Source organism: Nocardia sp. JCM 38205 (assembly GCF_058222935.1).
On the sequence record NZ_JBYHFL010000011.1, the window covers coordinates 1 to 21,905 of the forward strand.

Annotated in this window: 24 protein-coding genes and 1 riboswitch; of the genes, 18 read left to right on the forward strand and 6 right to left on the reverse strand. The window is 67.6% G+C overall.

Going from position 1 to position 21,905, the window contains the following annotated elements; translation table 11 throughout:
* A partial coding sequence (locus AC4HOU_RS27080; protein ID WP_195007402.1) for a PLP-dependent transferase occupies nt 1-169 on the reverse strand: 169 nt, incomplete at its 3' end.
* Nucleotides 170-256: 87 nt separating this feature from the next.
* A riboswitch (SAM riboswitch) is annotated at nt 257-367 on the reverse strand.
* Between the two features lie 291 nt (nt 368-658).
* On the opposite strand from AC4HOU_RS27080, the gene AC4HOU_RS27085 reads away from it, so the two are divergent.
* Nucleotides 659-1,876 carry an NADP-dependent isocitrate dehydrogenase gene (locus AC4HOU_RS27085; RefSeq protein WP_014349259.1) on the forward strand — a complete coding sequence of 406 codons (1,218 nt, stop codon included), beginning with the start codon at nt 659-661 and terminating at the stop codon, nt 1,874-1,876.
* Between the two features lie 143 nt (nt 1,877-2,019).
* On the opposite strand, the gene AC4HOU_RS27090 is transcribed toward AC4HOU_RS27085, so the two are convergent.
* The gene (locus tag AC4HOU_RS27090; RefSeq protein ID WP_490725535.1) at nt 2,020-2,913 is read right to left on the reverse strand and encodes an NAD(P)-dependent oxidoreductase; all 894 of its coding nucleotides are present in this window, start codon (nt 2,911-2,913) and stop codon (nt 2,020-2,022) included.
* Nucleotides 2,914-3,040: 127 nt separating this feature from the next.
* Here AC4HOU_RS27090 and AC4HOU_RS27095 point away from each other — a divergent pair, with 127 nt between their 5' ends.
* The 7 genes from AC4HOU_RS27095 to AC4HOU_RS27125 all read left to right on the forward strand — a co-directional run bounded on the left by AC4HOU_RS27095 (nt 3,041) and on the right by AC4HOU_RS27125 (nt 9,901).
* Entirely contained in the window at nt 3,041-4,048 is a 1,008-nt protein-coding gene (locus AC4HOU_RS27095) for a helix-turn-helix domain-containing protein (protein WP_163817068.1), read from the forward strand.
* 36 nt (nt 4,049-4,084) lie between these two features.
* Nucleotides 4,085-4,732, forward strand: coding sequence for a TetR/AcrR family transcriptional regulator (locus tag AC4HOU_RS27100; protein ID WP_163817070.1), 648 nt, complete (start codon nt 4,085-4,087; stop codon nt 4,730-4,732).
* Between the two features lie 345 nt (nt 4,733-5,077).
* The gene (locus AC4HOU_RS27105) at nt 5,078-6,283 is read left to right on the forward strand and encodes a lipid-transfer protein (RefSeq protein WP_163817072.1); all 1,206 of its coding nucleotides are present in this window, start codon (nt 5,078-5,080) and stop codon (nt 6,281-6,283) included.
* Between the two features lie 61 nt (nt 6,284-6,344).
* Complete coding sequence (locus tag AC4HOU_RS27110; RefSeq protein ID WP_036533519.1) at nt 6,345-6,779, forward strand: type II toxin-antitoxin system Rv0910 family toxin; 435 nt, start codon at nt 6,345-6,347, stop codon at nt 6,777-6,779.
* Between the two features lie 14 nt (nt 6,780-6,793).
* Complete coding sequence (locus AC4HOU_RS27115; protein WP_163817074.1) at nt 6,794-7,669, forward strand: MaoC/PaaZ C-terminal domain-containing protein; 876 nt, start codon at nt 6,794-6,796, stop codon at nt 7,667-7,669.
* Nucleotides 7,670-7,742: 73 nt separating this feature from the next.
* On the forward strand, nt 7,743-8,612 hold the full coding sequence (locus AC4HOU_RS27120) for an SDR family oxidoreductase (RefSeq protein WP_490725536.1): 870 nt from the start codon (nt 7,743-7,745) through the stop codon (nt 8,610-8,612).
* A gap of 26 nt (nt 8,613-8,638) precedes the next feature.
* A complete protein-coding gene (locus AC4HOU_RS27125; RefSeq protein WP_163817078.1) occupies nt 8,639-9,901 on the forward strand; it encodes an acyl-CoA dehydrogenase family protein in 1,263 nt (420 codons plus the stop codon).
* Nucleotides 9,902-10,123: 222 nt separating this feature from the next.
* Here AC4HOU_RS27125 and AC4HOU_RS27130 read toward each other — a convergent pair whose 3' ends face one another.
* The gene (locus tag AC4HOU_RS27130; RefSeq protein ID WP_490725537.1) at nt 10,124-10,588 is read right to left on the reverse strand and encodes an HAD family acid phosphatase; all 465 of its coding nucleotides are present in this window, start codon (nt 10,586-10,588) and stop codon (nt 10,124-10,126) included.
* A 163-nt stretch (nt 10,589-10,751) separates the two neighbouring features.
* Here AC4HOU_RS27130 and AC4HOU_RS27135 point away from each other — a divergent pair, with 163 nt between their 5' ends.
* The 3 genes from AC4HOU_RS27135 to AC4HOU_RS27145 all read left to right on the forward strand — a co-directional run bounded on the left by AC4HOU_RS27135 (nt 10,752) and on the right by AC4HOU_RS27145 (nt 13,103).
* Nucleotides 10,752-11,084 carry a hypothetical protein gene (locus AC4HOU_RS27135; RefSeq protein ID WP_194991462.1) on the forward strand — a complete coding sequence of 111 codons (333 nt, stop codon included), beginning with the start codon at nt 10,752-10,754 and terminating at the stop codon, nt 11,082-11,084.
* Between the two features lie 160 nt (nt 11,085-11,244).
* Nucleotides 11,245-11,805, forward strand: coding sequence for a hypothetical protein (locus AC4HOU_RS27140; RefSeq protein WP_490725538.1), 561 nt, complete (start codon nt 11,245-11,247; stop codon nt 11,803-11,805).
* 74 nt (nt 11,806-11,879) lie between these two features.
* On the forward strand, nt 11,880-13,103 hold the full coding sequence (locus AC4HOU_RS27145) for a serine hydrolase (protein ID WP_194991464.1): 1,224 nt from the start codon (nt 11,880-11,882) through the stop codon (nt 13,101-13,103).
* 63 nt (nt 13,104-13,166) lie between these two features.
* Here AC4HOU_RS27145 and AC4HOU_RS27150 read toward each other — a convergent pair whose 3' ends face one another.
* Entirely contained in the window at nt 13,167-14,027 is an 861-nt protein-coding gene (locus AC4HOU_RS27150; RefSeq protein ID WP_256673538.1) for an alpha/beta fold hydrolase, read from the reverse strand.
* Between the two features lie 62 nt (nt 14,028-14,089).
* Between AC4HOU_RS27150 and AC4HOU_RS27155 the strand changes: the two genes are divergently transcribed.
* From AC4HOU_RS27155 to AC4HOU_RS27165, 3 genes are read left to right on the forward strand one after another with little or no spacing between them, the layout of a single operon-like run.
* Nucleotides 14,090-14,872: an exodeoxyribonuclease III gene (locus tag AC4HOU_RS27155; protein ID WP_194992977.1), complete on the forward strand. Its 783-nt coding sequence runs from the start codon at nt 14,090-14,092 to the stop codon at nt 14,870-14,872.
* A gap of 59 nt (nt 14,873-14,931) precedes the next feature.
* Nucleotides 14,932-15,420 (forward strand): guanyl-specific ribonuclease, encoded by a 489-nt coding sequence (locus tag AC4HOU_RS27160; protein ID WP_490725539.1) that lies wholly within the window; start codon nt 14,932-14,934, stop codon nt 15,418-15,420.
* Entirely contained in the window at nt 15,420-15,896 is a 477-nt protein-coding gene (locus AC4HOU_RS27165; protein ID WP_490725540.1) for a barstar family protein, read from the forward strand. The genes AC4HOU_RS27160 and AC4HOU_RS27165 overlap by 1 nt, the downstream gene beginning before the upstream one ends.
* Before the next feature lie 12 nt (nt 15,897-15,908).
* On the opposite strand, the gene AC4HOU_RS27170 is transcribed toward AC4HOU_RS27165, so the two are convergent.
* Complete coding sequence (locus AC4HOU_RS27170) at nt 15,909-16,544, reverse strand: TetR/AcrR family transcriptional regulator (protein ID WP_280210967.1); 636 nt, start codon at nt 16,542-16,544, stop codon at nt 15,909-15,911.
* Nucleotides 16,545-16,650: 106 nt separating this feature from the next.
* On the opposite strand from AC4HOU_RS27170, the gene trpS reads away from it, so the two are divergent.
* Nucleotides 16,651-17,679, forward strand: coding sequence for a tryptophan--tRNA ligase (trpS, locus tag AC4HOU_RS27175; protein WP_163817091.1), 1,029 nt, complete (start codon nt 16,651-16,653; stop codon nt 17,677-17,679).
* Between the two features lie 51 nt (nt 17,680-17,730).
* Nucleotides 17,731-18,753, forward strand: coding sequence for an inner membrane protein YhjD (yhjD, locus tag AC4HOU_RS27180; RefSeq protein WP_194991334.1), 1,023 nt, complete (start codon nt 17,731-17,733; stop codon nt 18,751-18,753).
* Nucleotides 18,754-18,817: 64 nt separating this feature from the next.
* Here yhjD and AC4HOU_RS27185 read toward each other — a convergent pair whose 3' ends face one another.
* Nucleotides 18,818-20,110: a D-alanyl-D-alanine carboxypeptidase family protein gene (locus AC4HOU_RS27185; RefSeq protein WP_490725541.1), complete on the reverse strand. Its 1,293-nt coding sequence runs from the start codon at nt 20,108-20,110 to the stop codon at nt 18,818-18,820.
* Nucleotides 20,111-20,296: 186 nt separating this feature from the next.
* Between AC4HOU_RS27185 and AC4HOU_RS27190 the strand changes: the two genes are divergently transcribed.
* Nucleotides 20,297-21,166 carry a metal ABC transporter solute-binding protein, Zn/Mn family gene (locus AC4HOU_RS27190; RefSeq protein ID WP_280210980.1) on the forward strand — a complete coding sequence of 290 codons (870 nt, stop codon included), beginning with the start codon at nt 20,297-20,299 and terminating at the stop codon, nt 21,164-21,166.
* Entirely contained in the window at nt 21,163-21,900 is a 738-nt protein-coding gene (locus AC4HOU_RS27195) for a metal ABC transporter ATP-binding protein (protein WP_490725542.1), read from the forward strand. The genes AC4HOU_RS27190 and AC4HOU_RS27195 overlap by 4 nt, the downstream gene beginning before the upstream one ends.
* The last annotated feature ends 5 nt before the right edge of the window (nt 21,901-21,905 follow it).

The window sequence follows — 21,905 nt, forward strand, 5'->3', positions numbered from 1 at the left end:
ACCCGAACAACGCCGCCGCATGATCGGTATCACGAAAGGCATACGACGTCGTCTGATAAATCGGCAACGCGCGGGCGCCGGTGCTGTCGTCGGGCGCTTGTCCGGCGTGGATCTGCTTGGTCTCGAAAGACCAGGTCGCGGTCGGATCGGGCGCTGTGGCGTCGGTCAAGGAAGGCTCCAAAGGTTGTTCGCCGGGATTACGGGGTTATCTGTGCGCGAGCGACAAACAACAACAACACATCTCGGTGACCTCCTACGCGCGCGCTTGCTTCCGACTCTCGGAAGCCCGGTCCTCACCCGGAGCACCCCACCGCTGCAGGAGGGTTGCCGTCCAGCTAGCCGGGGCTTTGCACTGGCTCTCATGACCTGACCGACATCGTAACCGGCGCCATGTCGCGGACCGAACCCCGGCTTCCCATGTCCGGGATCGGAGGCGAGTGACCTGCGGCGGAATCGACGGCGGAGCGTAATCCGCCTCACACCCTGCCCTACCCGCGCGGTGAGATAGCCACCAGCAGTACGCTTGTCTTGTTTGCACCAGACGTCTCGCGGACAACACGAGGCGTATACGTTGTCTGTTGAACAGCTGGGGTCCGCTCACAAGCGTGTTCGCCTGGCCGTGCAATGAGGGCACCATCCTAGGAGGACACGAAGATCCATGTCCAAGATCAAGGTTGAAGGCACCGTCGTAGAACTCGACGGCGACGAGATGACCCGGATCATCTGGCAGTTCATCAAGGACAAGCTGATCCACCCCTATCTCGATGTGAACCTCGAGTACTACGACCTCGGCATCGAGTACCGCGACAAGACCGACGACCAGGTCACGGTCGACGCGGCGAACGCCATCAAGAAGCACGGCGTCGGCGTGAAGTGTGCCACCATCACCCCCGACGAGGCCCGGGTCGAAGAGTTCGGTCTCAAGAAGATGTGGCGCTCGCCCAACGGCACCATCCGCAACATTCTCGGCGGCACGATCTTCCGCGCGCCGATCATCATCTCCAACGTTCCGCGCCTGGTGCCCGGTTGGACCAAGCCGATCATCATCGGCCGTCACGCCTTCGGCGACCAGTACCGCGCCACCGACTTCAAGGTCTTCCAGGGCGGCACCGTCACCCTGACCTTCACCCCCGACGACGGCAGTGAGCCGATCGTGCACGAGGTCGTGAAGATGCCCGAGGACGGCGGCGTCGTCATGGGTATGTACAACTTCAAGAAGTCGATCGAGGACTTCGCGCGGGCGTCGTTCAACTACGGCCTGCAGCAGAACTACCCGGTCTACATGTCGACGAAGAACACCATCCTGAAGGCCTACGACGGCATGTTCAAGGACACCTTCCAGGAGATCTTCGACGCCGAGTTCAAGAGCCAGTTCGACGCCGCGGGCCTGACCTACGAGCACCGCCTGATCGACGACATGGTCGCCTCCTCCATGAAGTGGGAGGGCGGCTACGTCTGGGCCTGCAAGAACTACGACGGCGACGTGCAGTCCGACACGGTGGCGCAGGGCTTCGGCTCACTGGGCCTGATGACCTCGGTGCTGCTGACCCCGGACGGCCAGACCTGCGAGGCCGAGGCCGCGCACGGCACCGTCACCCGGCACTACCGCCAGCACCAGCAGGGCAAGCCGACCTCGACCAACCCGATCGCGTCGATCTTCGCCTGGACTCGTGGTCTCGAGCACCGCGGCAAGCTGGACAATACCCCCGAGGTGATCGGCTTCGCGCAGACCCTCGAGGACGTCGTCATCAAGACCGTCGAGGGTGGTCAGATGACCAAGGACCTCGCGCTGCTCGTCGGCGGTGACCAGGGCTACCTGACCACCGAGGAGTTCTTGGCCGCGCTGGACGCCAACCTGGCGCGCGCCCTCCGCTGAGCCGGTTTCGGCAGACCGAACCGCTCGACAGGACCGCTGCCGGCCGTGCGGCGCCCCTACCGAGGCGCTGCGGCCGGCGACATGGTCCGGCTGAAAACGGGCACCCCGCACATCATGCGGGGTGCCCGAAGTGTTTTCCGGGGTCAGTGCACGGCGGCCGGACGCCCGGCGAGCAACCCGGTGACGGCGGCGGTGAAGCTGTCCGCGCCGCGACCCGCCTCGGTCTGGGTGTCGAACAGCCGTTGCAGCGGGTCGAGCAGTTCGGTCGACACACCCTGGTTGCGCGCGGCCGCCCGAATGTTGTCCAGCCCGATCCGATTGGCGGTGAGGTCGGAGAAGTTCACCGGGAACTCCCGCGAATCGATCTCGGCGGCCAGCGTCGGCAGCAGCTCGAGCAGTGACCGCAGCCACGGGATGAGGTAGCCGTCGGTGAATGCCGTCGCGCCGACGCCCTCGCTGCCCACCATGGCCACCGCTTGGAAGAAACCGCCGAAGAGGCCGTACATGCCGGCCAGCACCGCCATATCGTGCAGTCCGGCCAGTCCGGCGTCGGCGCCCAGGTAGTTCACCGTGCCGAGTTCGCCGAGGGTGCCCGCGTGCCGCCGCTGTGCCTCGGGCGAGCCGCTGTAGAGGAACAGCGTGTCCGGCGTGCCGAGGGTTTGCGGGACGCCGAGGATCGCGCCGTCCAAGAACCGTCCACCGAGCTCGCCGACCCGGACGCCCAGTTCGCGGGCCTGGTCGGGACGGCCGGTGGCGACGTTGAGGATGTCGCGGCCGGCCACCAGGTCGCGCCCCTGCTCGACCAGTTCGGCGGCGGTGCCGGTGTCGACTCCGGCGATCACGATCAGTTCACCGGCCGCGATGGCGGCCTCGGCCGAATCGGCTCGGTGGACCCCGAGCGCGTCGAGCTGTTCGGCTTTGCCCGGCGTCCGGTTCCACACCGTCGTCGGGTGGCCGTTGCGCAGGAACACCTCGGCCAGGGCGGCGCCGATACGGCCGAGCCCGAGCACGGTCACCGCGGTGCGATTGTCGGTCATGATGTGACTCCTGTTGCTGGTGATGTCGGTGGTGTGGACCCGAGAAGAAGCTTGCGTCATGCCGGTGCCGGGGTGTGAGTGGCAGGACTGACAGCAGGCGAACGATTACTGCCATAGGCTGGATGTCATGTCCGGACATGTCGTGGCGCTGGCCGTCTCACCCGGCGAACTGCACCCGTGGGATCTGTACGAACTCGGCGTGGTGGCGTCGATCTTCGGCACGCCCCAGCCGGACCTCGCGGACCCCTGGTACGAGCTGCGCGTGTGCACGGTGGAAACGCGGACACGGACCCAGCCGCTCGGTTTCGGTACCTTTCTGCGCGCCGAACACGGGCGGGCGGACCTGCTCGCCGCCGACACCGTCATCGTGCCGTCCGTCGCGCACGACTACCTGCGCGACGGCGGCGCGGTTCCGGCCGAGCTGGTCGAGGTGATCGCCGCCGCCCATGCCGGGGGAGCGCGCATCGTCGCCCTCTGCGACGGGATCTTCGCGCTGGCCGAGGCGGGCATCCTCACCGGCCGCCGAGTGACCGCGCACTGGGAGCACGCGGCGGCGCTGGCCGCGCGGTATCCGCGGATCGCGGTCGACGATTCGGTGCTCTATGTCGACGACGGCGACGTGCTCACCAGCGCGGGCATGACGGCGGCCCTCGACCTGTGCCTGCATCTGGTGCGCCGCGATTTCGGCGCCCTGGTGGCCAACCGGCTGGCCCGGCGCATGGTGATCCCGCCGCATCGATCCGGCGGGCAGGCGCAGTTCGTCGAACTGTCGGTGCCGACGTCGGAGTCCGACGATCTCGGCCCCGTACTGCAATGGGCGGCGGCGAATCTGGATCGGCCACTGACCGTCGACACGCTGGCCGCCCGCGCGAATATGAGCCCGCGGACCTTTCACCGGCGGGTGCACCGGTCCACCGGCGTGACCCCGATGCGCTGGCTGCTCAACCAGCGGCTCGGTCACGCGCAATCATTGCTGGAATCAACCGATTTCGGGATGGCACGGATCGCGCGGATGACCGGGCTCGGCACCGCGACGAATCTGCGCCGCCATTTCGGCGCCGTGGTCGGGGTGACCCCGGCCGAGTACCGCAGGACCTTCCGGCGCCGCGAACCGCATATCGTCGCCGCCTCGTGAACATACCGACCTGCATGTAAAGGTAGAATCCTCCGAATGGCCAGAACCGCACTCACCAAGCCCGCGCGCCGTACCCAGGAGCAGCGCAGTAGCGAGATGCGGGTGCGACTGCTCGACGCCACCATCGACTGCCTGGTCGAATACGGCTACGCGGGCACCACGACGCCCCGGGTCGCCGAACGAGCCGGGGTCACCCGCGGCGCCCAGGTGCACCACTTCGGCTCCAAGAACGACCTGGTGGTCGCGGCCATCAGTCACCTGGCGCAACGCCGGGCCGAAACCGCGATGCGCGATATGGGCCGGGTGGAGAGCGTCGACGATCCGGTCGACGCGGCGCTGGATTTCCTCTGGGAGCTACACCAGGGGCCGCTGTTCATCGCCACCGTCGAACTCTGGGTGGCCGGGCGCACCGATCCGGTGCTCGCCGCGGCCATGGAGAAAGTCGAGCCGTTCGTCAACAACGCGGTATTGCTGGCCGTGGCCCGTTTCGTGCCGGATGAGGTGCGCCGCAAGGATGCCCGCGATTTCGTCTACACCGCCATGGATGCCCTGCGCGGCATCCTGATCTCGAACTTCATCGATCCTGATCCCGAGCGTGCGCGCCGGCGCTGGGGGCGCGCGTGCGCGCACCTGCGCACCATCGCGGCGGCCGCGCTCACATCGAACGGTCCTCGGCCGGTGTGACGGCCGAACGCATGTGCGGTTGGCTTCGGTCTGTGCAAGCGCTCGGCCGATGATCCGGCGCCTGCCCTGAGCCGGTGCGGCGTCCGGCCTGACCCTCGTACCTTGCCGCCGCACGCGCATGTTGCCGGCCCGGTGAGCTCCAGACGTTGTCGCGTACCAATTCGACGGGAATGTCGGCGCCCTGCGCTCTACCGGCCCTGACCGACGTTCTCCGGCCGATAGAGGCCCGCACTCTTGCGGCCTTACATACACACTTGTATGTTTGTTTGTGGTCGAACCGCGCGACTGGCGCGGTTACCTGCGAGCGGCTCCGAAGTCTTCGGGCGGCACAAGGTGAGGAGTTCGATGGCGAACAAGGTCTATGTCGTCGGTGTCGGGATGACGAAGTTCGAAAAGCCCGGCCGGCGCAAGAACGAAGACGGCAGCGACTGGGATTACCCGGACATGGCACGCGAATCGGGGACCAAGGCCCTCGCCGACGCCGGAATCGATTACCGCGAAGTAGAGCAGGCCTACGTCGGCTACGTCTACGGCGAGTCGACTTCGGGTCAGCGCGCGGTCTACGAACTGGGCATGACCGGTATCCCGGTGGTCAATGTCAACAACAACTGCTCCACCGGCTCCACCGCGCTCTACCTTGCGGCACAGGCGATTCGGGGCGGTCTGGCCGACTGCACGCTGGCGCTCGGATTCGAGCGGATGAAGCCCGGTTCACTGGAATCCACCTGGGACGACCGTGAACAACCCATGGGCAAACATATTTTGGCGCTCGCCGAGATCTCCGAGGTGCTGTTCCCGGTGGCTCCGTGGATGTTCGGCGCGGCCGGCCGCGAGCACATGCAGCAGTACGGCACCACGCCGGAGCATTTCGCGAAGATCGGCTACAAGAACCACAAGCACTCGGTGAACAACCCGTACTCGCAGTTCCAGGACGAGTACACGATGGACGACATCCTGGGTGCGCGGATGATCTACGACCCGCTCACCAAGCTCCAGTGCTCGCCCACCTCCGACGGCTCCGGTGCGGTGATCCTGGCCAGCGAGGCCTTCGTGGACTCGCACGATCTGGCCGGGCAGGCGGTGGAGATCGTCGGGCAGGCGATGACCACCGACTACGCCTCCACCTTCGACGGCACCGCGAAGAACATCATCGGCTACGACATGAATGTGCAGGCCGCGCGCAAGGTCTACGACCAGGCCGGCCTCGGCCCGGACGACTTCCAGGTGATCGAGCTGCACGACTGCTTCTCCGCCAATGAGCTGCTGCTCTACGAGGCGCTCGGCCTGTGCGGTGAGGGTGAGGCGGCCAAGCTGCTCGACGCCGATCAGACCACCTACGGCGGCAAGTGGGTCGTCAATCCCTCCGGCGGCCTGATCTCCAAGGGGCATCCGCTGGGTGCGACCGGTCTGGCGCAGTGCTCCGAGCTCACCTGGCAGCTGCGTGGCACCGCGGACAAGCGTCAGGTCGAGGGCGTCACCGCCGCCCTGCAGCACAACATCGGTCTCGGCGGCGCCGCCGTCGTCACCGCCTACCAGCGCGCCGTGCGCTGACCTCCATCATCCGAATTTCGCCGCGACACTGCGAAACCCGTACTCGACGAGGAGCACGACCATGGGTCATATCGACGCAACCAAGAACCTGAACGCCGCCCCGGACGCCGTCTGGGCCGTCGTCTCCGATACCTCCACCTGGGACAAGTGGTTCACCATCCACGAGCGCTGGATGGAGGAGCCGCCCGCCACCCTCACCGCCGGATCGAAGCTGGTCGCCAAGATCTTCATGCTCGGCATGGCGAACAAGATCGAATGGGTTGTCGAGAGCGTCGACGCTCCCAACAAGCTGGTGCTCAGCGGCACCGGCATGGCCGGGGTCAAGGTGAAGTTCTCCTTCGAGATCCAGCCCGAGGGTGCGGGCAGCAAGTTCTCCGTCGACGGTGACTTCGAGGGCGCCCTGATCAAGGGTGCGCTGGGCAAGGCCGTGGAGAAGGACGGCGCCAAGCAGCTGGACAAGACCCTCGAGCAGCTCGACGCGCTGGCGTCGGCCTGAGTGCGGGCGCGCACATGACGACCGAAACAGCGGGCACGAGCGTCGAGTTCGACGATTCGGGGCTGAACGTCTGGTCCGATGAGGAGCGTTTCGAGGTCACCGCGGAGCGGATCGCCGAGTACGCGGCCGCCACCAACGATCCGATTCCCGCACATCTGTCAGGTGAGGTCGCCGCACCGGTCTTCGGCATCGTCCCGGTGTTCGAGGCCATGATGATGCCGGTGATCGACGTGGTGCCGATGGACATCTTCGGCCGGGTGGTGCACGGGGAGCAGGACTTCCACTTCCATCGCCCCATCCGCCCCGGCGACACGCTGGTCTCGCGGGCCAAGGCTATCGGCTACGAGGGCCGCGAGAACGGCACGACGATCACCATCCTGATCGAATGCCGCACCGAGGACGGGGAATTGGTCAACGAGCAGTACCTGACCGCGTTCTTCCGCAATATCGATGTGGGTACCAAGGTCGGCGAGTCGGCTCCGGCGCACAAGTTCGATCCGGCGTTGGCCGAGCAGCCGCCGCTGGCGACGGTCGCCCACCACGTGGACGACGATCAGACCTACCGGTACGCGCCTGCGTCCGGCGATCCGGTTCCGCTGCACCTCGACGAGCAGGTCGCCAAGGATGCCGGTCTGCCGGGCATCATCGCGCACGGGCTGTGCACCATGGCGATGTCGTCGTGGGGTGTGCTCACCGCCGTCGCCGGCTCCGACGTGCATCGGCTGAAGCGGTTCGCGGTGCGGTTTTCCAAGATGGTGTTCCCCGGCGACGATCTGGAGACCCAGATCTGGCGGGTCGGTGCCGAAGACGGCGCCACCACCTACGCGTTCCGGACCGCGCGCGGCGCGGATCTGGTGCTCACCGACGGGCTCGCCGTCGTCACCGACTGATCTCACGCTGTGGCGGCTGCCCGGTTCGGCTGCCGCCACAGCGTTTCCCTGAGCTGTGAAGGAGTTTCGACACATGGGTGCACTCGAAGGACGGGTCGCCGTCATCACCGGCGCGGGCCGGGGGATCGGGCGGGAACACGCGCTGCTGTTCGCCGCCGAAGGCGCGGCGGTGGTCGTCAACGATCTCGGCGGCAGTAATGCCGGTGAGGGTTCCGACGCCGGCCCCGCCCAGCAGGTGGTCGACGAGATCGTCGCCGCCGGCGGGCGCGCGGTGGCCAACACCGAGAACATCGCCACCTGGGACGGCGCGAAGAAGCTGGTCGAGCAGGCCATCGACGAGTTCGGCAAGCTCGACATCGTCGTCAACAATGCGGGCATCCTGCGTGACGGCTTCATCGCAGCCCTCGAGGAGTCCCAGTGGGATGCGGTGATCGCGGTCCACCTGAAGGGACATGCGGCCGTTCTGCATCATGCGGCGGCGTACTGGAAGGAGCAGAGCAAAGCGGGCAATCAGCCCAACGCCGCGGTGATCAATACCGCCTCGGCATCCGGCGTCACCATTCCGAATCCCGGCCAGGCCAACTACGGCGCGGCCAAGGCCGGCATCGCCGCGCTCACCCTGGTCGCCGCCGACGAACTCGAGCGCTACGGCGTACGCGTCAACGCCATCGCGCCCATGGCCCGTACCCGGCTCACTCTCGCCACCCCTGGCATGGGCGCGATCTTCGCCGCCGAGGTCGAAGAAGGCGAGTTCGACGCGTTCAGCCCCGCCAACATCTCCCCGCTGGTGGCCTACCTGGCGTCGGAGAAGTGCCCGCTCACCGGCAAGGTTTTCGCGGTCCAGGGCGGCGCCATCTCCGAGCTGGCAGGCTGGCATGACGTGAAGACCATCGAGGCCGACGGGCCCTGGCTGATCGACGATATCGCCGCCCGCCTGCCCTGAGCAGCACCGAGCACAGGAGAACAACGATGTTCGAATGGTCCGAGACCGACGAGATGATCCGCGAGGCGGTGCGGACCTTCATCGATAAAGAGGTCCGCCCGAACCTCGACGCCCTCGACAGCGGTGAGATGCCGCCGTACCCGATCCTGCGGAAGTTGTTCGCCGACTTCGGGATCGAGGCGATGGGCGCCGAGGCGGTGGCCAAGATGCTGGCCGCCCAGCGCAAACGTGAGGAAGCGCTCGCGGCGGGGGAGCCGCTGCCGGAGAAGAAGAAATCCGCGGCCGGGTCGAGCCCGTTCGCCGGCCAGGAATCGCTGATGGCGGTGCTGATCGGGGAGCTGTCCGGGGTGTGCATGGGCTTGGTGACGGCGCTGGGTGTCAGCATCGGGCTCGGCGCCACCACGATCATGTCGCGCGGCACGCTGGCGCAGAAGGAGCGCTGGCTGGCCGACATCGTCACCTTGAAGAAGGTGGCGTCTTGGGCGATCACCGAGCCGGATTCCGGTTCCGACGCCTTCGGCGGCATGAAGACCTACGTCAAGCGCGACGGCGAGGACTACATCCTCAACGGCCAGAAGACCTTCATCACCAACGGCCCCTTCGCCGACGTGATGATCGTCTACGCCAAGCTCGACGAGGGGGACGCCGGCGTCGACAAGCGCGACCGCAAGGTGCTCACCTTCGTGCTCGACAAGGGCATGGAGGGCCTCACCCAGGGCAAACCCTTCAAGAAGATGGGCCTGCACTCTTCGCCCACCGGTGAACTGTTCTTCGACAACGTGCGGGTGGGCCGGGACCGGCTGCTCGGCGAGACCGAGGAGCACAAGGGCGGCGACGGCCGGGACAGCGCGCGGTCGAGCTTCACCGCCGAACGCGTCGGCGTGGCGTTCATGGCGCTCGGCATCATCAACGAATGCCATCGGCTCTGTATCGACTACGCCAAGAACCGCAAGCTGTGGGGTCAGGAGATCGGCCGGTTCCAGCTGGTGCAGCTCAAGCTGGCCAAGATGGAAGTCGCGCGGATCAACGTGCAGAACATGGTGTTCAACGTCCTCGAGCGGGGTCGGGCGGGCAAGCCGCCGACGCTGGCCGAGGCGTCGGCGATGAAGCTCTACGCCTCCGAGGCCGCCACCGAGGTGGCGATGGAGGCGGTGCAGCTGTTCGGCGGGAACGGGTACATGACCGAGTACCGGGTCGAGCAGTTGGCGCGCGATGCGAAGTCGCTGATGATCTATGCGGGCAGCAATGAGATCCAGGTGACGCATGTGGCGAAGGGGCTGCTGGCGTAGCGTCGCCGTTCGCGTGAATGCCGCCCACCGCAACCGGTGGGCGGCATTCTGCTGTCGCAGACCTACCTGGTCCTGAGGCGCTCGTTGCGCGGCGGCGAGGGTGCGGACGGTCGACGGGCCGAGCGCGATCGCCGGCTACAGCTCGACCGCCGGCGCCAACCGCAGCACCCCACCGTGGGAGAGCACTTGCCGCCGCGGCCGCCGCGCTCCGGGAACCGGGGATCAGCTCAGGGCGCCGTCGTAGTCGGGGAGTTTGAACGTCAGCTCCGCATGCCCGCCCGCGAGATCGGACGGGCTGTTGCCGATATTGGCGATGATCGTGTAGCCCGCCGATTCGATATCGATCCGCGCGCCGCTCTTGTACTGCTCGAGCCCGGCCGAACCGGCCGACAGCGTGGTGAGCGGGCTGCCGTAGAGACCGTCGACCGGGTAGCCGACGCTGCTGAGATTGTGCTGGGTATAGCCGTTCACCAACTCCGGGCGGCCGGTCACGAAGATGATCGCCGCACCCTGCCCCTTCGCCCAGCTCGCCAGCCGCAGCACCGGGTCGATGGCCGGGATGATGATGCCCGGGTGGTACTGCGTCTCCAGCGAGGTGTTGTCGATATCGAGCACGATGGCGGGACGGGTGGTGCCGGGCAGGCGCTGCGCGAGCGCGTCGCGGGCCTGATCGACCACGGTCTGCACTTCGCCGATCCATTGCTCATACGACGGGAGCGCGCCGCCGGAGCCGGAGGGTGCGCCGGAATCCGCGGAGTCCGTGGGGGTTTCGCTACCGCCGGAACGTGAGCGGGGGTTGGGCGTGCGCGCGGGCGATTCACGGTCGTCATCCGAACGGGATGACGAGCCGGTGTCGTTGTCGGAGCGTGAAGACGAGCCCGTGTCGTCATCGGACGCCGAACCGGAATCGCTCGATCCCGACGCCGAACCGGATTTCCCCGAGCCCGAGGACGACCCGGATTTTCCTGAGCCCGAGGATGATCCGGACTTCGCTGACCCGGAAGCCGAACCCGACTTCGCCGACCCGGACGCGGAACCGGATTTCGCGGACCCCGACGACGAACCGGTACCACCGGGCAGAATGGACGAACCGGTATCGGCCAGTGCAGGCAGCGGAACGATGAGGGTGACGGCGACGCCGAGAGCAACGCCTGCGATGGAGCGCTTCATGATCGGACGGTAACGCCGGACAACTATGAATCGCTGGCGTTTCACAATCCCGAGACGAGCCCGTGATCTGCCGACGCACTCCCGAATCGTCCCCGCCACGGGACCTGGCTACGCTGATACACCGAGTTCGAGTTCGAGGGGGCGCTGTGCGGGTGCGATCACCGCGTAAGTTCATGTCCGCTGCCGTTATCGGGGCAGCGACACTTGTCATCGCGGCATGTGAAGGCGACGAGGGCATTCCGCCGACACCACCGGTGAGCTCGACGACGACGGCCACCACCACGGCCATCGAACCCGCACGCCCCGATCTCGCCGGGCTGCCCACATGCGACGCCATCGCCGATCGGCTCGGACGTCCGGAGCTGACCGGCGGCACCCAGACCGACCACGACCCGGGTGGTTACAACAACCGTGGCGTCTACCGGGTCTGCGCCTGGAAGTCGGGGACCGTGGACGTGGAGGCCGGTGTCCTGCGCTATCCGACGGAGCCGCTGGTCGACGCGGGCTTCACCAACATGATGATGCTGTGCCCGGGCGAACCCGCACCGGCGATCGGGAACGCCCAGCGTGCGGCCTTCTGCCAATCCACCCGCAAGCCGGAATGTGGTGTCTTCCTGGACCAGGGCACGGCGTACATCGACCTGTCCTGGGGCCGCGATCCCGCCGCCGATCCAGCCATCTGCCAGGCCGATGTGATCGCGCTGGCCACCGCTGCCTCCGAGCTCGTCGGCTGAGCCCGGCGCCCATTCTTCGCTCGCTCTCAGCGCAGCTCAGCCGCCTATCAGGGTGGGTGGTTAGGCTCGGGCGAATGACGGCACTACCTGGCGCTCTGATCACCGTCGGCGACGATCTGGAGGCCGTGACCACGCGCGGTTACGAAGACGATCCGGCGGCCGCGAAGCTCGCGCGCGCGGACGTCGAGGCGATATGGGCCTCGGTGCAGGACTGGTACCGGATGGGCACCACCCCGGCGATTCAGGTGTGTGTGCGGCACAACGGCGCGATCGTGCTGAACCGGACCATCGGGCACGGCTGGGGCAACGCGCCGGACGACGGACCGGACGCCGAGAAGATTCTCGCCACCCCGGACACCCCGTTCTGCGGATTCTCCACCGCCAAGGGCGTATCCGCGACGCTGATGTTCATGCTCATCGAGCAGGGCGCGTTCGGCGTGAACGACCGGGTGTGCGAATACATTCCGGAATTCGCGGCCAACGGCAAGGAATCCATCACCATCGGCGACGTGCTCTCCCATTCGGCGGGCGTGCCGTTCATGACACCGCCCTACCGTGCCCTCGACGTGGTGATCGACGAGGACCTGGCCGTGCGGGCGCTCGCCGATCTGGTGCCGAGCTGGCGTCCCGGCCGCTTCCGCGTCTACCACGCGCTGACCAGTGGATTGATCCAGCGCCTGCTGGTGCGCCGGGCCACCGGACAATCGATGCGCGAACATCTCGCCGAGCAGGTCTTGGACCCACTGGGTTTCCGGTGGAACAACTTCGGCGTACGCCCCGAGGATGTCGGCAAGGTCGTGCCCAGTGTGAAGACCGGGCCGGGGCCGTCGCGGATCTCGAAGTTTCTGGCGCGCAAGGCGCTCGGCGGCGGCATGGGCAGCGCATCGAGGTCCGAGGAGGCCAATGCGGCCTTCCTCACCGCCGAACTGCCCTCCGGCAACCTGGTCACCACGGCCTACGAGCTTTCCCGCTTCTACGAAATCCTCGCCCGCGGCGGCGAACTCGACGGCGTCCGCATCATCGAACCCACCACACTGCGCGATGCCGTACAGCCCGCGCACCGCATGCCGGGAGCGGCAGGGCGGGTCTCACGGGCCGGATTCGAGCTCGGCGCCCGGCGCTCGAAATTCGGCCGCGACACGCAATCCCATTTCGGCCGCAGCGGTCTGACCACCCAATACGGCTGGGCCGACTCCGCCCGCGCCCTCTCCGGCGCCATCCTCACCAGCGGCAAGGCCACCACCGACACCACCCGCCCCTGGCACCTGGTCGCCCAGATCTCCGACCTCACCAGATAGCCGGTTACCGGGGTGCTACCGGCCTACTCGCGAAACGCCTCGCTGAGGTGACGCTCGCCGGCTTCACACCGCCCGCAGGTGGCTGCGGCTGGCGTAGATGTGCTCGGCGATGAGGGTGGCGATGCGGTCGGGGGCTTCGAGCATGGGTACGTGGCCGACACCGTTGACGATGATGCGGTCGGCGGAGGCGGGGAGCTGGCGGAGGTAGCGGCGGGCGTAGACGCGGTTGGGGATAATGCGGTCGGTTTCGGCCAGCAGCAGCCGCACCGGGGTCGTCATCGTCGAGACGTCGTCCATCGCCGAGGCGCGCAGACTGCCGAGGATCATCGGCACCATCGCCGGACAGTGCAGGGCGGCGGTGATCATGGCGGCGAGATCGGTGCGCGGCACAGCGGTGACGTTCTTGCTCAGCAGCAGGGCCACGGCCAGCTGGATGAGCCGATTGTGTGCCGGGAAATCGCCCAGCCGCTTACCGAGCTGCACCAGCGGAATCAGCGAGGCGAACTTCAACCCGACCCGAATCTGGGTGAACGAGGGGGAATCCCAGCCACCGGCAGGCGCGATCGCGGTGAGCGTACGGGCCCGGCCGCGGCGCGCCAGCTCGAAACCCACCCAGGCTCCCAGTGAGTTTCCGGCGATATGGCAGGTGCGCCAACCGAGTTCGTCCAGCTGGGCCTCGATCTGATCGGCGAAATCGCGAAATCCCAGCCTGCCGCCGGGGTATTCGGGCCCGCCCCAGTGTCCGAGGAACGCGGGCGCGAATACCTCGCAGTTCGAGGACAATCGGGCCGCGACCTGCTCCCAGCAATGCGGGGAGAGCATGAATCCGTGCAGCAGCAGCACCGGGTCGCCGGACCCGACATGCAGCGCCTTGACGGGCACGAGTGCGGAAGTGGACGTGGAGGTGCCTGACGTCATCGTCATCACCCCTTCCTGGCGCAATGGGCCTTGGGCAGGGTCGATGATGTGCATTGTACGGTCGTCGGGTGCCCCACATCATCTCGACAGTGAACGTCAACGGCGTGCGCGCCGCCGCGGGCAAAGGTCTGCTCGCCTGGCTCGCGGTCACCGAGGCCGACATCGTCTGTTTGCAGGAGACCCGCGCCACCGATGAGCAGGTCGCGGCCGCGCTGGCACCGGCCATCGAGCAGGGCTGGCAGCTCTCGCACGCCGAACCCGGAGCCAAGGGCAGGGCCGGGGTGGGCGTGCTGTCGCGGCGGGCGCCGATCGCGGTGCGCACCGCGATTACGCCGGCGAGCGAGTTCGCGGCGACCGGACGATTCATCGAGGTCGACTTCGACGAGGTCACCGTGGCCAGCGTGTATGTCCACACCGGTGAGGCGGGCACCGAGCGACAGGACGAGAAGTACCGGTTCCTGGCCGAGATCGCGGCCCATCTGCGCACCAAGACCGGCAACTACGTGATCGCGGGGGACTGGAATATCGCGCACACCGAACGCGACATCAAGAACTGGAAGGGCAACCTGAAGAACGCCGGCTTCCTGCCCGAGGAACGCGCGTGGCTCGACGCGCAATTGGCGGCGGGCTACGTCGACGTGGTGCGCGCCCTGCATCCGGAAGGCGACGGCCCCTACAGCTGGTGGTCCTACCGCGGTCGCGCCTTCGACAACGACGCAGGCTGGCGCATCGATTATCAGCTCGCCACCGCGGATCTGGCCGAACGCGCCAAACAGGCGATCGTCGAACGCGCCGACGCCTACGACCAGCGCTGGTCCGATCACGCACCGGTCACCGTCCAGTACCGCTGACGACATCACCACCTGGTATCACCGCGCACACACGATCGGTACCGACGAAAGCAGGAGTTGTGAAAGCGAAGGTCCTCCGGATCCTGTCCGTGCTGGGAACGGTGGTGGTCGCTGTCGTCGTCGCACTGCTGGCCACCCAGGCCGGCGACGACAAGAGCGCGGGCAGCTCGGTCACCTCGACCAAGGCCGCCACCACCAGCGCGCCGACCACCGACGGCATGCCGCGCGGCACCGGATCCACCGCACCGGTCGTCTCCAAGGCGCCCGGGGTCCCCGACCGCGCCTACGCCACGTTGCGGGAGATCGACGCGGGACGCTGGCCCGGCTCGGCCAACTCGCCGGGCACCAAAGGTGGGGACAGGTTCTACAACCGTGGCGGCGACCTGCCCGCGAAGGACGCCGACGGTAAGGCGATCACCTATCAGGAATGGGACGTCAACCCCAAGCAACCCGGCCGCTCCCGCGACGCCGAACGCATCGTCACCGGAAGTGACGGCTCGGCCTGGTATACCGGTGACCACTACGAGACGTTCACGAGGATGCGCTGATGACCATCGCGTTATCGCAGTTCCTGACTCCGCAGCTGTCGCCCGCGCCGGCAATGCGTGAGCCCGCGCCGGTGTTCGGCGCCCTCGATGTGGGGGCGCCGGAGTTCAGCGGGGTCCGTCATCAGGCGCCGTCCGGGTACCGGGTACGGGAGCTGCGCGGCAAGAAGATGCGGACGGTGGCCGGGGTGCTCGACGAGTTCGCGGCGGCGCTGCAATTCCCGTACTACTTCGGCGGCAACAAGGACGCCTTCGATGACTGCCTGCGCGATCTCGACGACTGTCTCGGCTCGGCCGAAGGCTACGTGGTGGTGATCCGCGACGCCGATCAGCTGCTCGCCGATACTCCGCAGGAGCGGGCGTGGCTCGCCGAGGCGCTGAGCGAGACGGCCGATTACTGGTGGCGGCGCGAGATCGTTTTCCGGGTGGTCCTCCAGGGTGAATCGGAGGGTGTGCCGACGATCGGGCTGCACCTGTGACGAGCTCGCCGGTCAGCCCAGCCGGTGCGCCAGATCCTCGCCCAGCAGCACGAACACGTCGGTGGTGTGCTCGATCAGCTCGTCGCGGCTGATCGGCAGATCGCCGCGCAGCCAGCCGGTGAGGGTTTGGACCAGGCCGCCGACCAGGTAGGTGGCGCGGAAATCGATCACCGGATCCGGCTCCGGATCGGTGATGCCGTAGAACTCGACGCCCTCGGTGGCGACCAGCCGTGCGAACACCCGCACCGTCTCGGTGGTGCGGGCCCGCAGCTCCGGGGTCGCCATACCCGCCACCAGCGCCACCTCCGCCTTGCGCGGGTCGTCGGTGAGTAGATGGATCCCGGCGGTGATCGCCGCATGCGCCTTGGACCGGGTGTCGGCGGGCGCGGCGTGCAGAGCCGCGACGATCACCGTCGCCAGTTCCTCGGCGATGCCATCGATCAGCGCGGTCAGCACCGCGTCGCGGCTGTCGAAGCTCTCGTAGTAGTAGCGCTCGTTGAGGCCGGCGCGGTTGCACAGACCGGAGACGGTGAGCTTGCCGAGGCCCTGGGTGCCGATGATCTCCAGCGCGGCCTCCAGCAGCGCCGCACGTCGCTGCGCGCGGCGCTCGTCCGCGGAGATCCCGCCGTAGGTCCGCTGCGCAGTCACGAATTCGATCATAGGGTGAGGCGGCCACGGCGGGGTCGGGGCCGCGGTCCCCGGCCGCCGGGAAACGGGTTCGATCCGGCGGAGGGCGGCATGCGAAGATCGGGGCATGTCCAGTCCTGCTTCCAGCCCCGTCGCCGCCGGTGAACGCAAACAGCGGGTCCTGTCCGGGATCCAGCCCACCAGCTCCTCGTTCCATCTCGGGAACTACCTCGGTGCGCTGCAGTACTGGGTGACGATGCAGGACGAGTACGACGCGCTGTACTTCATCCCGAACATGCACGCCATCACGGTCCCGCAGGATCCGAAGGAGCTGCGCTCGCGTACCCGCCGGGCCGTCGCCCAGCTGCTGGCCATCGGCATCGACCCGGCCCGCTCGACGCTGTTCGTGCAGAGCCAGGTGCCCGAGCACGCGGAGCTGACCTGGGTGCTGAGCTGCCTCACCGGTTTCGGTGAGGCGAGCCGGATGACCCAGTTCAAGGACAAGTCGGTCAAACAGGGCGCGGAGAACGCGACCGTCGGGCTGTTCACCTACCCGGTGTTGATGGCCGCCGACATCCTGCTCTACCGCCCGCACCAGGTGCCGGTGGGGGAGGATCAGCGCCAGCATCTGGAGCTGACCCGGAACCTGGCCCAGCGGTTCAACACTCGGTTCAAGAAGACCTTCGTGGTCCCCGAGGCGCATATCGTCAAGGGCACGGCCAAGATCTACGACCTGCAGGATCCGACCGCGAAGATGAGCAAGTCCGCCGCCTCCGACGCCGGCCTGATCAACCTGCTCGACGATCCGAAGGTGACGGCCAAGAAGATCCGCTCCGCGGTCACCGACACCGAACGCGAGATCCGCTACGACCCCGAAGCCAAGCCCGGTGTCAGCAACCTGTTGGTGATCCTGAGCTCGCTCACCGAGACCCCGATCGTCACCTTGGAAAAGGATTACGCGGGCAAGGGCTACGGCGATCTGAAGTCCGACGTCGCCGACGCGCTGGTCGAATTTGTCACGCCGTTGCAGGCGAAGGTGGAAGAGTATCTCGCGGATCAGGGCGAACTCGACCGCATCCTCGCCAAGGGTGCCGAACGGGCGCGGGAGATCGCCGGCAACACCCTCGCACAGGTTTACGAGCGAGTGGGTTTCTGACCCGCTCGACTCGTGCTCGCCGACTGCGGGGTCCGTCTGAGGGGCTGACAGGTGCAGTTGATCGACAACGTGAAAGCGGCGGTTTCCCAGCAGGTCGCGGCGCGGCCATGGCTGGACCATCTGGTTCGCGCCGGTGGGCGGTATCAGAGTCAGCGCGGTGACTACTTCGCCGCCGGCATCACCTATTTCACGGTGCTGTCGCTGTTTCCGCTGCTCATGGTGGCTTTCGCCGCGGCCGGTTTCGTGCTGGCGGGCAACCCGGAACTGCTCGACGAGATCGAGCAGCGGGTGGTCGAGAACATTCCCGGTGAGCTGGGCACACAGCTCAACGACCTGATCGACCAGGCCATCAGGTCGCGTACCGCGGTCGGCGTCCTCGGCCTGCTGACCGGTCTGTACACCGGTCTGGGCTGGATGGCGAACCTGCGCGCCGCGTTGACCGAGCAGTGGGAGCAGAAGACCGAGGACGGCAACTGGATCGTCACCAAGATCAACGACCTCGGTGCGCTGATCGGTCTGGCGCTGGCGTTCGTGGTGTCGCTCGGTCTGTCGGGCCTGGCCTCCAGTGGGCTGGGTGCGCAACTGCTCGAGCTGGTCGGGCTCCGGGACGTGCCCGGTGCGCGGTTCGTGCTGTGGCTGTTGTCGACGCTGCTCGCGCTGCTGGCGTCCTGGGCGGTGTTCGCGTGGATGATCGCGCGATTGCCGAGGGAGAAGGTCACGCTGGCCAGCGCGGCCAAGGCGGCGGCGCTGGCCGCGGTGGCGTTCGAGGTGTTCAAGATGATCGCCTCGATCTATCTGCAATCGGTGATGAGCAGCCCGGCCGGCGCGGCGTTCGGTTCGGTGATCGGTCTGATGGTGTTCAGCTACATCACCTATCGGATCGTGCTGTTCGCGACCGCGTGGGCCGCCACCGCCGCGGAGAACGAACCCGAAGCCGAGGTGCCGGTGCCGGGGCCGGCGGTGATCCGGCCGCGGATGCAGGATGCCGGGCGGTTCGGTAGCGGGGCGACGTATTTCGGGGCCGGTGCGGTTGCCGCGCTGGGGCTTTCGCTGTTGCGGCGGCGCCGGCGGTAGGGTCCGGCGTCGGCGGTCGGCGGAGGCCGCGGCGGAACGCAGTGGGGCGGGGTGGGCGAAAGGTTCAGCGCCGCCGGGTGATTCGTCGGGCGCCGACGAGCAGCACCAGCACCATGATCGAGCCGCCGACAACCAGCACCCACCGTAGATCGTCGCGGTCCGGGCCGCCCGGTGGTTGCGCCAGGTGCCCGACCTCCGAACCCTGCGGCGGCGCGGCGAGCGCGACACCCGTCGGGGCGCTTTCGGTGTCCGCACCGGGCAGGCTGCCCACCGACTCGCCGGATTCGAGCGCGAACCCGTAATCCAGCAGCCGCGCGGCCTGCTCCCACGGCCGGATCGGCAGCACGTCGGCCTTGAGCAAGGTGACGATCAGCCTGCGGCCGTCGCGCTCGGCCGCCGCGACGAAGGTCTGCCTGGCGTCATCGGTGAAGCCGGTCTTACCGCCGAGCGCGCCCTCGTAGTTGTAGAGCAGATGGTTGTCATTGCCGACCGGGAATCCGGGATGGTCCTTGTCGCCGGGGATGCGCGGGTCGGCCGGGTAACCGGGGAAATCGATCTGCTCGGTGTGGATCAGCTCGGCGAACAGCGGAATCGTCATCGCTTCGCGGAACAGCAGCGACAGATCGTAGGCCGAGGTGCTCATGCCGGGGCCGTCGAGCCCCGACGGCGTCGCGGCGCGGGTGTCGAGGGCGCGCAGTGATTTCGCCAGCTCGTTCATCTTCGCCACAGCGGCGTCGTCACCGCCGAGCTGGGCGGCGATCGCGTGCGCGGCGTCATTGCCGGAAGCCATGATCAGCGCCTGCATCAGCTGCCGGTTGGTGTAGCGGCCGCCGGGACCGATGCCGACCCGGGTGCCGTCGACGTCGGCATCGGCCTGTGTGCCGGTGACGACGGCATCCAGATCCAGTGTGCGCAACGCGACCGTCGCCAGCAGCACCTTGATCGTGCTGGCCGGGCGGTATCGTCCGTGCGGATCCTTGGCGGCCAGCACCTCGCCGGTGTCCATATCCGACACCATCCACGCCGTCGCCGAGATCTCGGCGGGCACGGGCGGTGCACCATCGGGCACCACCACTCCGCACTCGCCCATCCGCTTCCCGCCGATCGGCGGATCCGGCACCGGCAGCGGCTTCGGCGTCGGCTGCCCGGGCTCCGGTACCTCCGACAGATCGATCGGCGGCGGCGGCAGGGTGCGCTGGGCGCAATTGTCGGTGTTCGGCGTGGTGAACGGCGTCGTCGTCGGGCCCGTCGTCCCGGCGGGCTCCGCCGCCGCAGGGCCGCCCGCCGCCACCGCACCGACCGTCAGCATTGCCGCTACCGCCACCGCGGACCGGCGGCGAAGTTCCCGCATGTTCATCGCGGGTGAGCCTAGCGGGCGCGAGGGCATTCACCGTGCCTGGCGGGTGGGCCATCGGGCAGCTACCTTTTCCCGAACTTGAAGTTTCGGGTACCCGAACATTACTATTTGGTAGTGGAGAGAGTTCGTTCCTTGTGTGGTGTTCGTGGTCTGGCGGGGATCGGTGCGTTGGTCACCGCATGTGCCGTGGCGATCGGGTCCGCCGGCTGCGGTGCGATCGAGGCCGACGACGGGAAGCCGACGGTGCTGACCACCTTCACCGTGCTCGCCGACATCGCGGCGAATGTGGCGGGCGAACATCTGACGGTCGCATCGATCACCAAGCCGGGCGCCGAGATCCACGGCTACGAACCGACGCCGGGTGACATCAAGAAGGCGGCGAAGGCCGACCTGATCCTGGACAACGGGATGAACCTGGAAGCGTGGTTCGGCCAGTTCGTCGAGGATTCCGAGGCGGCGCATGTGACCGTCAGCGAGGGTGTCGCGCCGATGAGCATCACCGAGGACGCCTACCAGGGCAAACCCAATCCACACGCCTGGATGTCGCCGCTGAACGTGCGCACCTACGTCGACAACATGGTCACCGCCTTCAGCGAACTCGATCCGGACCACGCCGCCGATTTCCGAGCCAACGGCGATACGTACAAGGCCGAGTTGCAGCGGGTCAACGATGAGCTCGTCGCCGAGCTGAGTGTGCTGCCGCAGCATCAGCGGGCGCTGGTCACCTGCGAGGGCGCGTTCTCCTACCTCGCCCGCGACGCGGGCCTGACCGAGAAATACATCTGGCCGGTCAACGCCGAACAGCAGGCCACCCCGCAGCAGATCACCTCGGCGATCGAGTTCGTCCGCGCCAATCAGGTGCCCGCCGTGTTCTGCGAATCCACCGTCTCCGACGCGCCGATGCGCCGCGTCGTCGAGGCCACCGGCGCCACCTTCGGCGGGGTGCTGTACGTGGATTCGCTGTCCGCACCCGACGGCCCGGTACCGACCTACCTCGAACTCATCCGCCACGACGCCGACCTGATCGGCGCGGCACTCACCGGGAGCAAGCCATGAGCGACCGACCCGCCATCGACGTCCGGGACGTCACGGTCCATTACGGCTCGGTGCTCGCGCTCGACGCCGTCGACCTGACCGTCGAACCCGGGCGGGTGTGCGGGCTCATCGGCATGAACGGCTCCGGCAAATCGACGCTGTTCAAGACGATCATGGGCCTGATCGCCCCCGATCGCGGTACCGTCCGGATCGACGGCGGCACACCCGCGGCGGCCCGCAAAGCCGGCGTGGTGGGCTATGTCCCGCAGAGTGAGGACGTCGACTGGTCGTTCCCGCTGTCGGTGCGTGATGTGGTGGCCACCGGACGCTACGGGCGAATGGGATTCACCCGGCGGGCTCGTCGCAGTGATCGCGAGGCCGTCGACCACGCGCTCGAAAGGGTCGAACTCACCGAACTCGCCGACCGGCAGATCGGCCAGCTCTCCGGCGGCCAGCGCAAACGCGCGTTCGTCGCCCGTGGCATCGCCCAGGGCGCCACCGTGCTGCTGCTGGACGAACCGTTCGCCGGCGTCGACAAGCGCTCGGAGGCCACCATCACCGGACTGCTGCGGGAACTGGCAGCCGACGGTGCGACCGTTCTGGTGTCGACCCATGACCTGCACGCGCTGCCCGGGCTCGCCGACGAAGCGGTGCTGCTCATGCGGAAGGTGCTGATGCACGGCGATCCGGATGAGGCGCTGCGCCCGGAAAGCCTCGCTCTCGCTTTCGGTCTCGACGTCATGGGACAGCGGTGAGCACC

Excerpts from the sequence above, each read along its gene's own strand:
- AC4HOU_RS27085 (WP_014349259.1), top strand. The coding sequence starts at position 659 with ATGTCCAAGATCAAGGTTGAAGGCACCGTCGTAGAACTCGACGGCGAC.
- AC4HOU_RS27090 (WP_490725535.1), bottom strand. The coding sequence starts at position 2,913 with ATGACCGACAATCGCACCGCGGTGACCGTGCTCGGGCTCGGCCGTATC.
- AC4HOU_RS27095 (WP_163817068.1), top strand. The coding sequence starts at position 3,041 with ATGTCCGGACATGTCGTGGCGCTGGCCGTCTCACCCGGCGAACTGCAC.
- AC4HOU_RS27100 (WP_163817070.1), top strand. The coding sequence starts at position 4,085 with ATGGCCAGAACCGCACTCACCAAGCCCGCGCGCCGTACCCAGGAGCAG.
- AC4HOU_RS27105 (WP_163817072.1), top strand. The coding sequence starts at position 5,078 with ATGGCGAACAAGGTCTATGTCGTCGGTGTCGGGATGACGAAGTTCGAA.
- AC4HOU_RS27110 (WP_036533519.1), top strand. The coding sequence starts at position 6,345 with ATGGGTCATATCGACGCAACCAAGAACCTGAACGCCGCCCCGGACGCC.
- AC4HOU_RS27115 (WP_163817074.1), top strand. The coding sequence starts at position 6,794 with ATGACGACCGAAACAGCGGGCACGAGCGTCGAGTTCGACGATTCGGGG.
- AC4HOU_RS27120 (WP_490725536.1), top strand. The coding sequence starts at position 7,743 with ATGGGTGCACTCGAAGGACGGGTCGCCGTCATCACCGGCGCGGGCCGG.
- AC4HOU_RS27125 (WP_163817078.1), top strand. The coding sequence starts at position 8,639 with ATGTTCGAATGGTCCGAGACCGACGAGATGATCCGCGAGGCGGTGCGG.
- AC4HOU_RS27140 (WP_490725538.1), top strand. The coding sequence starts at position 11,245 with ATGTCCGCTGCCGTTATCGGGGCAGCGACACTTGTCATCGCGGCATGT.
- AC4HOU_RS27145 (WP_194991464.1), top strand. The coding sequence starts at position 11,880 with ATGACGGCACTACCTGGCGCTCTGATCACCGTCGGCGACGATCTGGAG.
- AC4HOU_RS27150 (WP_256673538.1), bottom strand. The coding sequence starts at position 14,027 with ATGACGATGACGTCAGGCACCTCCACGTCCACTTCCGCACTCGTGCCC.
- AC4HOU_RS27165 (WP_490725540.1), top strand. The coding sequence starts at position 15,420 with ATGACCATCGCGTTATCGCAGTTCCTGACTCCGCAGCTGTCGCCCGCG.
- trpS (WP_163817091.1), top strand. The coding sequence starts at position 16,651 with ATGTCCAGTCCTGCTTCCAGCCCCGTCGCCGCCGGTGAACGCAAACAG.
- AC4HOU_RS27185 (WP_490725541.1), bottom strand. The coding sequence starts at position 20,110 with ATGAACATGCGGGAACTTCGCCGCCGGTCCGCGGTGGCGGTAGCGGCA.
- AC4HOU_RS27195 (WP_490725542.1), top strand. The coding sequence starts at position 21,163 with ATGAGCGACCGACCCGCCATCGACGTCCGGGACGTCACGGTCCATTAC.